Annotated in this window: 10 protein-coding genes and 1 pseudogene; 3 read left to right on the top strand and 8 right to left on the bottom strand. The window is 72.7% G+C overall.

Translation table 11 applies throughout. The features are described 5' to 3' along the window. Positions 1 to 192 (bottom strand): annotated as a pseudogene (locus FNX44_RS16600) (hypothetical protein); the annotation flags it as partial. A 412-nt stretch (positions 193 to 604) separates the two neighbouring features. On the opposite strand from FNX44_RS16600, the gene FNX44_RS16595 reads away from it, so the two are divergent. Further along, positions 605 to 1,024, top strand: a complete 420-nt coding sequence (locus FNX44_RS16595; RefSeq protein WP_143649040.1) for a hypothetical protein — start codon at positions 605 to 607, stop codon at positions 1,022 to 1,024. 115 nt (positions 1,025 to 1,139) lie between these two features. On the opposite strand, the gene FNX44_RS16590 is transcribed toward FNX44_RS16595, so the two are convergent. Next, entirely contained in the window at positions 1,140 to 2,402 is a 1,263-nt protein-coding gene (locus FNX44_RS16590) for a L,D-transpeptidase (protein WP_143649039.1), read from the bottom strand. Positions 2,403 to 2,677: 275 nt separating this feature from the next. Further along, a complete protein-coding gene (locus tag FNX44_RS16585; RefSeq protein ID WP_181355569.1) occupies positions 2,678 to 3,082 on the bottom strand; it encodes a hypothetical protein in 405 nt (134 codons plus the stop codon). A gap of 103 nt (positions 3,083 to 3,185) precedes the next feature. Here FNX44_RS16585 and FNX44_RS16580 point away from each other — a divergent pair, with 103 nt between their 5' ends. After that, positions 3,186 to 3,575, top strand: coding sequence for a hypothetical protein (locus tag FNX44_RS16580; protein WP_143649038.1), 390 nt, complete (start codon positions 3,186 to 3,188; stop codon positions 3,573 to 3,575). Between the two features lie 175 nt (positions 3,576 to 3,750). Here the strand turns inward: FNX44_RS16580 and hutH are convergent, their stop codons facing one another. From hutH to FNX44_RS16555, 5 genes are all read right to left on the bottom strand, one after another. Next, the gene (hutH, locus tag FNX44_RS16575; protein WP_407699145.1) at positions 3,751 to 5,316 is read right to left on the bottom strand and encodes a histidine ammonia-lyase; all 1,566 of its coding nucleotides are present in this window, start codon (positions 5,314 to 5,316) and stop codon (positions 3,751 to 3,753) included. A gap of 119 nt (positions 5,317 to 5,435) precedes the next feature. After that, positions 5,436 to 6,596 carry a GGDEF domain-containing protein gene (locus FNX44_RS16570; protein ID WP_143649036.1) on the bottom strand — a complete coding sequence of 387 codons (1,161 nt, stop codon included), beginning with the start codon at positions 6,594 to 6,596 and terminating at the stop codon, positions 5,436 to 5,438. Positions 6,597 to 6,943: 347 nt separating this feature from the next. Then, positions 6,944 to 7,750, bottom strand: coding sequence for an enoyl-CoA hydratase/isomerase family protein (locus FNX44_RS16565; protein WP_143649035.1), 807 nt, complete (start codon positions 7,748 to 7,750; stop codon positions 6,944 to 6,946). A 103-nt stretch (positions 7,751 to 7,853) separates the two neighbouring features. Continuing rightward, entirely contained in the window at positions 7,854 to 9,227 is a 1,374-nt protein-coding gene (locus FNX44_RS16560; protein ID WP_323369396.1) for an adenylate/guanylate cyclase domain-containing protein, read from the bottom strand. Positions 9,228 to 9,404: 177 nt separating this feature from the next. After that, positions 9,405 to 10,367, bottom strand: coding sequence for a biotin--[acetyl-CoA-carboxylase] ligase (locus FNX44_RS16555; protein ID WP_143649034.1), 963 nt, complete (start codon positions 10,365 to 10,367; stop codon positions 9,405 to 9,407). Positions 10,368 to 10,467: 100 nt separating this feature from the next. Between FNX44_RS16555 and FNX44_RS16550 the strand changes: the two genes are divergently transcribed. Further along, positions 10,468 to 12,063: an acyl-CoA carboxylase subunit beta gene (locus FNX44_RS16550; RefSeq protein ID WP_143649033.1), complete on the top strand. Its 1,596-nt coding sequence runs from the start codon at positions 10,468 to 10,470 to the stop codon at positions 12,061 to 12,063. The last annotated feature ends 50 nt before the right edge of the window (positions 12,064 to 12,113 follow it).

The following is a 12,113-nucleotide window of genomic DNA, read 5'->3' as shown; positions in this document are numbered from 1 at the left end:
GGGCTCGCCCGTCCCGGGTTCCCCGGCGGGGGACGGTTCGGGGGCAGACGGCTCGGCTGCGGGATTCGCGGTGGCGGTCGCACCTCCGGCGGTGGGTGAGGACATGGTGGCCGCCGAGCCGGTGGCGGCGAGGCTCAGCGTCAGCACGGCGGTGAGCGCGGCGAGCACTCTGCGGGCAGGACGGCTCGGCATGGTCATTCCCCCGGTGCGGTCGACGTGTGACGGTCGGCGCGTCCCCTCTCACGCCGGCGAGAGGTAGCGAAACACGGATCAGTCGACGAAGGCTAGGGGGTGCCCGGAGGGACAGCGCGGGTGAAGGAGCGGGGTCCGGTGCGCGCGCTCGGTGATTGGCCGACTGGGCGCCATGGATGGCCGAGTCGCGCCTTCTACTGCTTGTGTCCTGATGAAACCATGACATCCCGTTAGTGGCGTTCGCCCCACCCATCCCATGGGTGAGTACCTGTCCCAGTCATGTCGGTGGTGACGCGCGTCCCCCGCGTCCCCCGTGTGTGTTCCGCGCGCCATCAGCTCAGCGCGCCAGCCACGCCTCGCGGATCGGCCAAACCGCGGGGAAGACCTCCAAACGGGAAGGAAGACCAAGCTCATGCGAAGGAAATCCACCAGACTCGCCGCGGCCGTGGGCGGACTCGTCCTGGCGGCCGGAGCACTGTCCGCCGGCACCGCCAACGCCGCGAGTGCCACCGCCGGTGGTGGCGACGTCGGGGCGTTGGCGTGTTACGACCATTCCAGGGCGTACACCAAGCCCGCCGGCTCCGCGAGCTACCCGTCAAGCGGCTGGCTCACCACCACCACGAACTGCCGGGACATCAGTATCCGCCCCAACGAGAGCCGCTACGTGAGGGTTTGCTTCAACCCCAGCTCGCGGCCGGCGTACTGCCAGTCCTCCTTCACGTACGTGAGGGCCGGGCAGTGGAACATCGTCGCCACCAGCGTACTGAACGGAACGAAGTTCAACTTCCACTTCCAGTACACCACGCGCTCCACCGGGAGGTGGGCGGCCTGACGGCCGGTGTCCGCCCGCCACCCGGCTGAGTACCGGACGGGCGGACGGCGGCGGCCCCGGCGACCGCCCCGTGTGGGAGTGGTCGCCGGGGCCGTCGAGGCACAGGCCGGGTGGGTCAGACGGCGGAGCCGGCCTTCCAGGCCGCCCAGTCCACGTTCCAGCCGTTGAGGCCGTTGTCCGGGGCGATGACCTTGTCCTGCGAGTTCTTCACGATCACGACGTCACCGATGAGCGACTCCTTGAAGAACCAGGCGCCGTCGGTGGAGGCGTCGTTCGCGCCCTTGACGTCGGCGAGGCCGACGCAGCCGTGGCTGGCGTTGCCGGAGCCGAAGGGCGCGCCCCAGTAGTTGCCGTGGATGAACGTGCCGGACGTCGACAGTCGCATGGCGTGCGGCACGTCCGGGATGTCGTACTCGCCCTTGCCGTCGTCGTCGGTGAAGCCGACGGTGGCGCCGTTCATCCGGGTCTCCTTGAACTTCTCGGAGATCACCATCTGCCCGTTCCAGGTCGGGCTCTCGGCGGCGCCGGCCGAGATCGGGATGGTCCGCAGGGTCTTGCCGTCCCGCACGACGGTCATCTGGTAGGTCTTCGCGTCGACCGTGCTGACCTGGGAGCGGCCGACGGTGAAGCTGAAGCTGCGGTCCTGTACGCCCTTGACGCCCTCGGAGCCCTCGACGCCGTCGAGGGCCATCTTCACGTCGACCTTGGAACCGCTCTTCCAGTACTTCTCGGGGCGGAAGTCCAGCCGCTTGTCGTTGAACCAGTGGCCGACGATCTCCTGGCCGCCGGTGCTGTTGACCTCGATGGCCGACTGCACGGCCTTCTTGTTCTTGATCGGCTTGTCGAAGTTGATCGAGACCGGCATGCCCACGCCGACGGTGGAGCCGTCCTCGGGGGTGAAGTAGCCGATGAAGCTGTTGCTCTGGGAGACGGTGGTGAACGTGGAGTTGTTCGTGGTCTCGCGGCCGTCGGAGTCCTCGGCCACCGCCTCTATTCGGTACTCCGTGGCGCGCTGGAGGGCGCCGCTGGGCACCCAGCTCGACTTGTCGTCGGATATCTCGCCCTCGACGGCGGCGCCGTCCTTGACGGCGGTCATGGTGACGGTGGTGAGCTTGCCGCCCTTGACCGCCACCTTGACGTCCTTGTTGATGCCGACGTTGTCGGAGCCGTTCTTCGGGTGGATGCCGATCTCGGCGCCGGACGCCCGGGCGTTCGCGGCGGCCTCGGACTTGCCGTCGCCCTTGCCGTCCTTGCCCGCGTTCTTGTCGTCCCCGTCGTCACCGCCGCAGGCGGTCAGTACCAGAGCCCCCCCGAGCAGGGCTGCCGTCACCGCGAGGCCTCTGCGGTGCTTGGTCGCGGTCATCACACGCTTCTCCATATGCCTCGTGCCCTGGAATCCCCTGACGCCGCGCAGCACCAAAACGGGGCATGCGACGTCACAGTTGTACGTAAGAGAACGCAAGGGAGCTGTGGCGCGTTCCACTCGTCACGCAACTGTGGCTCAGGACACTAGCGGGAGGGGGAATCGCGGGGCGACCCCGAGACCTCCCCTGCCGGCGCACGCGCCGGGGTGCGCCGGGGCACGCGCCGCGGGGCGTCGGTGGCGGCACCGCGCGGGCGTCGGAGGCGGCTGCGAGGGGGCGGACGGCCGTCTCAGCCGGCGTGACGGCCCCCGGCGCCGGAGCCCGTCCCCTCCGGGTCGAGGTAGTCCTCGTCGTCCGTCTCCCACGCCTCGTACGGCTCGGCGGGGGACGCGTACGGCCAGGAGTTCTTCGGGTCGTAGTCGACGGTCTCGCTGCTCCAGGACGCCTGGGCGAGTTCGACGCCGGGCGCCTCGCCGACCAGGTCGATCGGGTCGACGAGGTAGGCGATGGCCTCGGCGACGCCGTCGGTGTCGTCGGTGACGGCCGACACGGCGTGGGCGCGTTCCTCGTCCGGGATCAACTCGTCGCCCTCGATGTGCGCGACCGCGGTACGGGTGAGGGCGGCGGCGTCCGCGACCTCCAGCACCAGTTCCACCTGAAGTCGCACAAACCGGGATGATTCCTCGATGGTCATGTCCGGAGCCTAGGCGGCGGTCCCGGCAGGGCTTCCGCGCGACCCGCCGCGATCGCTAACATCGGCCTCTGTACTGCTGTTTCACCGCACGAAGGGTGCCTTTGTGGCCGCACACCACCGTCCCCTGGCGACCTCCGCGGTGGCGGGCGGGCTGCTCTTCGCGCTCTGGTTCGTACCGTCGGCGAACGCGACCTACGAGAGCGGCAAACCGGCCGCCCCGACGACGGCCGACGCCCCCGCGAAGGCCGAATCGTCGGCGGCGGGCGGCGCGTCGGACGACCGGGCGGCGGACAGTCCGGTGGGGCAGGATCCGGCGGTGGACGGCCCGCTGCTGGCCGACACCGGCAGTTTCGACTCGACGCCGTACGTGGCCGGCGGACTCGCCTTCCTGGTGTTCGGCGCGGGTCTGGTGGCGCACTCGGTGCGGCGCTCGCGTGCGGAAGCCACACCAGGCGGCGGCTCGGCGGGGCTCTCCCCGACCAGCTTCTCCTGACCGGCGCCTCCTGGCCCGGCCGACGCAAACTCACTCGTTCGACTGAAGGCCCGCCGGCATCCGCTCCCCCAGGGTCCGGCCCTGACGCGGCCGGGCAAGAAGGGGCGCCGCCGGCCGTGTCGGCCGACGGCGCCCCTGAGAACAACCGGTGCTCGCCCGCGCGCGGGCGGCGTTGTCAGGCCAGCGGCCCGGTGACGGACTCGGCCGCGTCGACCAGCCCGCCGGCGCGGACGAACCGTTCGGCCGCCGCGAGGTCCGGTGCGAGGAAGCGGTCCCCGCCGGCCCCGCCGACCCCGGCGGCGTGCGCCGCCTCGACGACGGCGCGGGTGGCCGGCGCCTGCTCGCCGACGGCGGCGGTCTCGTCCCACTGACCGCGCAGCTCCAGCGCCCGGGCCGCCGCGTACAGCTCGACGGCGACGACACGCGTCAGGTTGTCCACGGCGGTGCGCAGCTTGCGGGCCGCCGACCAGCCCATGGAGACGTGGTCCTCCTGCATCGCCGAGGAGGGGATGGAGTCGACGGACGCCGGGGCGGCGAGCCGCTTCATCTCGCTGACGAGTGCCGCCTGGGTGTACTGGGCGATCATCAGGCCGGAGTCGACGCCGGGGTCGTCCGCGAGGAACGGCGGCAGGCCGTGCGAGCGGTTCTTGTCGAGCAGCCGGTCGGTGCGGCGCTCGGCGATGGAGGCCAGATCGGCGGCGGCGATGGCGAGGAAGTCCAGGACGTACGCGACGGGCGCGCCGTGGAAGTTGCCGTTGGACTCGACGCGGCCGTCCGCGAGGACGACGGGGTTGTCCACGGCGGCGGCGAGTTCGCGGTCGGCGACGAGCCGGGCGTGCGCCAGGGTGTCCCGTCCGGCGCCGGCGACCTGCGGGGCGCAGCGCACCGAGTAGGCGTCCTGGACGCGCGGCGCGTCGTCCTGGTGGTGTCCGGTGAGGCCGGAGCCGGCGAGGACCTTGAGCATGTTGGCGGCGCTGGCGGCCTGGCCGGGGTGCGGGCGGATGGCGTGCAACTCGGGGGCGAGCACCCGGTCCGTGCCGAGCAGCGCCTCGAGGGTGAGGGCGGCGGTGATGTCGGCGGAGGTGAGCAGACGGGCGAGGTCGGCGCAGGCCATGACAAGCATGCCGAGCATGCCGTCGGTGCCGTTGAGGAGCGCCAGGCCCTCCTTCTCCCGCAGCTCCACCGGGGTGATGCCGTGGGCGGCGAGGAGTTCGGCGGCGGGGCGGACCACGCCGTCGGGGCCCTCGGTGTCGCCCTCGCCGAGGAGGGTGAGCGCGCAGTGGGATAGCGGCGCGAGGTCGCCGGAGCAGCCGAGCGAGCCGTACTCGTGGACGACGGGGGTGATCCCGGCGTTCAGCACGTCGGCCATCGTGCGCAGCACCTCGGGGCGGACGCCGGTGTGTCCGGAGGCGACGGTCTTCAGCCTCAGGAACATCAACGCGCGCACCACCTCGCGCTCGACGCGCGGGCCCATGCCGGCCGCGTGCGAGCGGACGATGTTGCGCTGGAGGCGGGCGCGGAGTTCGGGGCTGATGTGCCGGACGGCGAGGGCGCCGAAACCGGTGGAGACGCCGTACACGGGCTCCGGCTTCGCCGCCAGCTCGTCGATGAAGCGGCGGCTCGCGCCGACCTTCGCAAGCGCCTCGGCGGACAGCTCGATACGGGCTTCGCCCCGGGCGACGGCGATCACGTCCTCGGCTGTCACCCCGCCGGGGCCGACCACCACAGTGCTGCTCTGCATATCCATATTCACGAACCATAGGGATTGAATCGTCATCTGTCACGGGGATGGCCGGGACCAGCCGCACCCGGCCGCTCCGATGCGCCCGAGCCGGGCCGCCCCGACACCCGGGCCTTCCGCTACCGGGCGCGGAAGCTGCGTCGCTCGCCGGGCCTCGGGCGACCGGCGGTGTCGGCGAGTGCGACGATCTCCCGTCCCGCGACGACCGGCCCGGCGGACCGCGAGGCCTTGGCGCGGTACTGCGCCGCGTCCGCGAGCCGGAGCAGCCGACGGCCGGAGTCGACCGGCCCGATCGGGTCGCCCGTGGAGGCGACGCCGCAGGCGATGCCCTCCCCCACCGGGAGTCCGGCGGCGCGCTCGCACAGCCGCTCGGCCACCCGTACGACCTCGTCGGCGCTCGAGCCGGCGGCCGTCAGGCAGAACTCGTCGCCGCCCAGCCGGGCCGCCAGCGAGCCGGAGAGCTCCGCGCCGATCTCCGACAGCAGTGCGCCGAAACGTTCCAGCAGGCGGTCGCCCGCCTCGTGACCCTCCCGGTCGTTGACCTGTTTGAGCCCGTTGACGTCGCAGACCACCAGGCTGACGACCGTGCCGTCGGCCCGGTGCCGCTCCAGGGCAGCCTCCAGCGCGTCGTCGACGGCGCGCCGGTTGCCCAGACCGGTCAGCTGGTCGGTGAAGGCCAGCCGACGCAGCTCCGCCAGCCGCTCCTGCTGAGCCAGCCCGCCCACCACCACCGCGGCCAGCGCGCTCGCGAACTCGGCGTCGGCCGACTCGAACGGCACGTCCCCCGGTCGGCGGGAGACGTACAGCTCGCCCCACAGCCGCCCGTCCAGCACCAGCGGGGCGACCACCGCCCCGGCGCTCCGCCGCCGCTCGTGCGACTCGACGGACGCACGAGCACCCCCGACGCCGGGGCGTTCGGGACGCTCGACCGTGACGGCCGGGCGGTCGGCACCGGCGGCCGCCCGCGGCACCAGCCAGGCGCGCGGCTCGGTCCCGCCGCTCCACCCGGCGGGCGCCGCACCGCCCGGTTCAAGCAGGTCGTGGGGCGGATACGAATCGTCGACGGGGAAACGGTCCTCACCGGCCGCCGGCTCGCCGTCGTCCGCGAGCACCCGCAACCGACCACGGCCGCGCTCCCAGCGGAAGACGGCCGCGAACGAACCGGCCAGCGCGGCTCGCGTACCGGCCGCCGCGGCCCGAGCGGCAGCGCGGGGGGAATCCGCCCGCGCCAGCGCCCGGGCCAGCACCGCCACGGCTCGCAACCGCTCGTCGTCTCCCATGAGGCCAATTATTAACCTTTGTACCTTTTGTCCGGCACCTCGCTTCCCAACGACTCACCGCCGGCGACGCCGACGCCTCCTGCGGCGAGCCCCCGACGCCTCTGCCGCGGGCACCACGACGCAAGCCGCGACGGCTGCCGCGAGCCCACCGGGAGAACCCACGCCGAGGCGCCTCCGGCCCGGCGGCACCTCGGACACCGGCCAGGGCCCGGAGCCGGGAGGGGAGGGCGGGAGAGCGGGAGAGCGGGAGAGCGGGAGAGCGGGAGAGCCTAGCGCCCGATGGCCGCGCGCGTTCGCGGCCGCCGGGAAACGGCCACGACGAGCGCACCGACCCGCGGACCCGGAGGCTAGCGTCCCGGCCAGTTCGGGCGGCGCTTCTCGTTGAAGGCCGCGACGCCCTCCGCGCGATCGCCGGAGAACGCGACCGACCGCCACGCGGCGTCCTCCACCTCAAGGCCGGCCCGCAGGTCCATCCCCCAGCCGAGCCGCAGCGCCCGCTTGGCCGCGCGCAGCCCGACGGGCGAGTTCGCCGCCATCCGGCGGGCCAGCGCCAGCGCGGCCGCCCGGTCCTCACCGTCGCCCACCAGCTCGTCGAGCAGGCCGAGCCGGTGCGCCTCGGCCGCCTCGACCCGCCGCGCGCTGAAGATCAGCTCCGCCGCCCGGGCCGCACCGACCCGGCGCGGCAGCAGCTGGGTGCCGCCCCCACCCGGGATGACGCCCACCGACACCTCCGGCAGCCCGACCAGTGCCGTCGGGTCCGCGACGATCACGTCGCAGGCCAGCGCCAGCTCGAAGCCGCCGCCCAGCGCGAACCCGTGCACCGCCGCGACCGTCGGCACGGGCAGCTCCAGCACCCCCGTGTACGCGGCTCGCGCCAGCGGGCGCTGCTGGACCAGTTCCGCGTCGGTGAGGGAGTTGCGCTCCTTGAGGTCCGCGCCCACGCAGAACGCGCGCTCGTGCGTCGACGTCAGCACCACCGCCCGCACGTCCGGGTCGGCGCCGAGCGCGTCACAGGCGTCGGCGATGGCCCGGGCCATGTCGGTGGAGACGGCGTTCATCGCCTTCGGCCGGTCCAGGACCAGCTCCGCGACGTGCGTCCGCTCGCCGTCCGCCTCGTCGAGCCGGACCTCGACCCACTCTCCGTAGCGCGTCATCGCACCCTCCCTGGTTAACGGTCGCTCACACACTAGTGGGAGCCACCGACAAGCAGGTAGGCGCACCCGTCCGGCGGCCGCCGGTCCTCAGCGGAAGCGCAGGTCAGTCGCGGCGGGAGAGCAGCCACGGTTCGATGACGCCGAGGCCCCGCACCGGACGCTGGTACAGCGGTCGCAGTGCGAAGCGGTAGCCCTTCGCGGGCTCCGGGCCCTCCGCCGACTCCTTCTCCGACTCCGGCGCCTCGCCCGCCGCCGTGACCTCGTCCCGCACCGCGCCGTCGACGAGGACGGTGTCCTTCGGCGCTATCGAGGTGAGCCGGCTCGCCAGGTTCACCGTCGTGCCGAAGACGTCACCCATGCGCGTGGTCACGGCACCGAAGGCCAGACCGACGCGCAACTGCGGCATCGTCTCGTCGTTCGACAGCGTCTCGATCAACCGCAGACCGATCTCGGCGGCCGTCCCCGCGTCGTCAGCGACGAACAGCACCTCGTCGCCGAGCGTCTTGATCAGCCGACCGCCGTTGGCGGCGACCAGGTCGGCGGAGGTCGTCTCGAACGCCTCGACCAGCTCGCCCAGTTCCTCCTCTTCCAGCCGCCGCGTCAGCCGGGTGAAACCGACGAGGTCGGCGAAGCCGACGGCAAGCCGGCGGTCCACCATCTCCTCGTCGTCGGCGGCCTGCACGACCCGGCCCGTCGCCGCCGCGAGCTGGCGCCGCCAGACGTAGACCAGGAACTCCTCCAGCTCCGGAAGCAGCAGCTCGACCAGCGGATACGTGACCTCCATCCGGCTCATCCCGGGCTCCGGCGAGACCGTCAGGCTCTCCAGGAACGAGTCGACCTGCCACTCCGCGAGCCTCGCCGTCGTCTGGCCGGTGGAACGGGCGACCTGGATGGCCATCGCCTCGTTCAGCAGGCCGGCCTCCACGAGGCCGGCGAGCCGTCGCAGCGCCAGCACGTCGCCCTCGGTCAGCACCCGCGCCTGGCCGATGTCGGCGAACCCCATCGCGCGCCAGAAACGGGAGGCCAGGTCCATCGGAACGTCGGCGGCGCGGGCGGCCTGGAAGGGGGTGTACTTCCGCTCGGAGCCGAGGATGAGCTCCTCGACCTTGAGCGCGTTCGGATTGTCCGCGGGCTGCTCGTCGCGCGGATACCGCTCACGGCCGTGCGCCGCGCTGTCGCGGCCGTGCGCCGCGCCGTCACGGGCGGGCGGCCGCGGTTCGCGGGCGTGCGCCGGGGCGGGGTCCAGCGTGGTGTCGTCCTCGTGCGCCCCCGGGTCGTCGAAGGCGCCCGCACGCACGCCCTCGCCGTCGTCCGGGTCACGGCCGCCGTCCGAGTCACGGCCGCCGTCCTGCTCGCGTTCCGCGTCCGGGGTCGGGTCGGCGTCCGCTCCGCCGCCGTCGACGCGCGCGTCCGGGCTCGCGGAGCGTTCGTCGGGCCCGGCCGCGCGCAGGGCGCTCTCAGGATCGTTCGCGGTCACCAACCGCCCCTTGCCAGGTCCGTGCGCACTGCCCTTACCGTTCACCTCCACCGCGCCCACCGCGCGGTGTACGGCCCCACGATACGGCAGGTGTGCCGTATCTCACGTGGCACCGGGGTGGACGCGGCGAACGGGCGCGCCCAGCGCGACCACCCCGGTCGTGCCGCGACGCGGCCGTCAGCCGGCCGGTCGCAGATGCACGATGTCGCCGGCGTCGACCGTCTCCAGCACTCCGCCGCCGATGTTGAGCACCAGCTGGCCGTCGCCGTCGATCGCCACCGCCTCGCCCTCCTCCGCCGTGCCGCCCGGCAGTTCCGCCCGCACCTGACGCCCCAGCGTGGCGCAGCCCGCCGCGTAGGTCTCCTGGAGGCCGCAGGCGGCGGCGTCGCCCTCGGCGTCCCGCCAGCGCCGGTACCAGCGGTCGATCGAACGCAGCACGGCGCGCAGCAGCGGGTCCCGGTCGGTGCCCGCGGCGCCCGCGAGCAGCAGCGAACCGGCACCGGGCACCGGCAGCTCGTCCGCCCGCAGCGACACGTTGAGGCCGATGCCGACGACCACCGCGCCGTGTTCGAGATCGCCGATGCGTTCGGCGAGGATGCCGCCGATCTTGCGTTCCTCCCCGTCGACTGTGGCCAGCAGGTCGTTCGGCCATTTGAGGGCCGTGTCCACGCCGGCGGCGCGGGAGAGCGCCGTCGCGGTGGCGACACCGGCGAGCAGCGGCAGCCAGCCCAGTCGCCGTACCGGGATCTCCGGCCCCGGGCGCAACACGAACGAGAAGAAGAGGCCGCTTCGGGCCGGTGCCACCCAGCCGCGATCCAGCCGGCCCCGGCCGGCGGTCTGCCGCTCGGCGATCAGGAGCGTGCCCTCCTCGGCCTCGCCGCGCCGGACCCGTTCGACGAGGTCGGTGTTGGTGGACCCGGTCTCGTCCACCACCTCCAGCTCCGTCCACAGCCCGTCCTCACCGAGGAGGGCGCGGCGCAGCGCGCCGGCGTTCAGCGGCGGTCGGTCGAGGTTGCTCCACGGCCCGCCCCCGCCGCCCGCCGCCAGACGCAGGGCGGACGTACGGCCGCCGCGCGCGGCGTTGCGGGGCGTGTCGCCGGGCCCTTCGGAGGGCAGATTCCCGGACAAGTTCGGCTTCATGTGATCAGCCTAGGTGTGGCCAACGCCGCACCGCCGTTTTGTGCGCGCGCCGATACCCTACGAGTCGGTAATCCCTAAGGACGAGTAGGAGCCGCTCCCCGTGTCCGAGCAGGAAAACACCCCCGACATCCACACCACCGCGGGCAAGATCGCCGACTTCCGACGGCGGGCCGAGGAGGCGACGCACGCGGGCTCGGCGCGAGCCGTCGAGAAGCAGCACGCCAAGGGCAAGCTGACGGCCCGTGAGCGGGTGGAGCTGCTGCTGGACGAGGGCTCCTTCACCGAGTTGGATGAGTTCGCCCGGCACCGCTCGACCAACTTCGGGCTGGAGAAGAACCGCCCCTACGGCGACGGCGTGGTCACCGGCTACGGCACCGTCGACGGCCGCCCGGTCGCGGTCTACTCGCAGGACTTCACCATCTTCGGCGGCTCGCTCGGCGAGGTCTACGGCGAGAAGATCGTCAAGGTCATGGACTTCGCCCTGAAGACCGGCTGCCCGGTCATCGGCATCAACGACGGCGGCGGCGCCCGCATCCAGGAGGGTGTGGCCGCGCTCGGCCTGTTCGCCGAGATCTTCCGCCGCAACGTGCACGCCTCCGGCGTCATCCCGCAGATCTCCCTGATCATGGGCCCGTGCGCGGGCGGCGCGGTCTACTCCCCCGCCATCACCGACTTCACCGTGATGGTCGACCAGACCTCGCACATGTTCATCACCGGGCCGGACGTCATCAAGACCGTCACCGGCGAGGACGTCGGCTTCGAGGAGCTGGGCGGCGCCCGCACCCACAACACCACCTCCGGCGTCGCCCACCACATGGCAGGCGACGAGAAGGACGCCATCGAGTACGTCAAGGCGCTGCTGTCCTACCTCCCCTCCAACAACCTCTCCGAGCCGCCCGTCTTCCCCGAGGAGTCGGACCTGGAGACCTCGGACCGCGACCGCGAACTGGACACCCTCATCCCGGACTCGGCGAACCAGCCGTACGAGATGCACGAGGTCATCGAACACGTCCTGGACGACGGCGAGTTCCTGGAGACCCAGGCCATGTTCGCGCCCAACATGATCACCGGCTTCGGCCGGGTCGAGGGCAGCCCCGTCGGCGTCGTCGCCAACCAGCCCATGCAGTTCGCCGGTTGCCTGGACATCGACGCCAGCGAGAAGGCCGCGCGCTTCGTGCGGACCTGCGACGCGTTCAACATCCCGGTGCTCACCTTCGTCGACGTGCCCGGCTTCCTCCCCGGCACCGAGCAGGAGTTCAACGGCATCATCCGGCGCGGCGCCAAGCTCATCTACGCATACGCCGAGGCGACGGTGCCGCTCATCACCGTCATCACCCGCAAGGCCTTCGGCGGCGCGTACGACGTCATGGGCTCCAAGCACCTGGGTGCCGACCTCAACTTCGCCTGGCCCACCGCCCAGATCGCCGTCATGGGCGCCCAGGGCGCGGTCAACATCCTGCACCGGCGGGCACTCGCCGCCGTCGAGGACGAGGCCGAGCGTGAGGAGCTGCGCGCACGCCTCACCGGCGAGTACGAGGACACGCTCCTCAACCCGTACGTCGCCGCCGAGCGCGGCTACGTCGACGCGGTCGTGATGCCGTCCGAGACGCGCCGCCACATCACCCGCGGTCTGCGCTCGCTGCGCTCCAAGCGCGAGCAGCTGCCGCCGAAGAAGCACGGCAACATCCCGCTGTGACCCGGCGGGGTGGGGGCGGGCGGAGCCACCGCCCGGCCCCACCCCGCGCC

It is taken from the genome of Streptomyces alkaliterrae (assembly GCF_007097205.2).
Lineage (GTDB): Bacteria > Actinomycetota > Actinomycetes > Streptomycetales > Streptomycetaceae > Streptomyces > Streptomyces alkaliterrae.
Note: the sequence above shows the minus strand (reverse complement) of the source record. Positions and strands in the feature narration are given on the sequence as shown.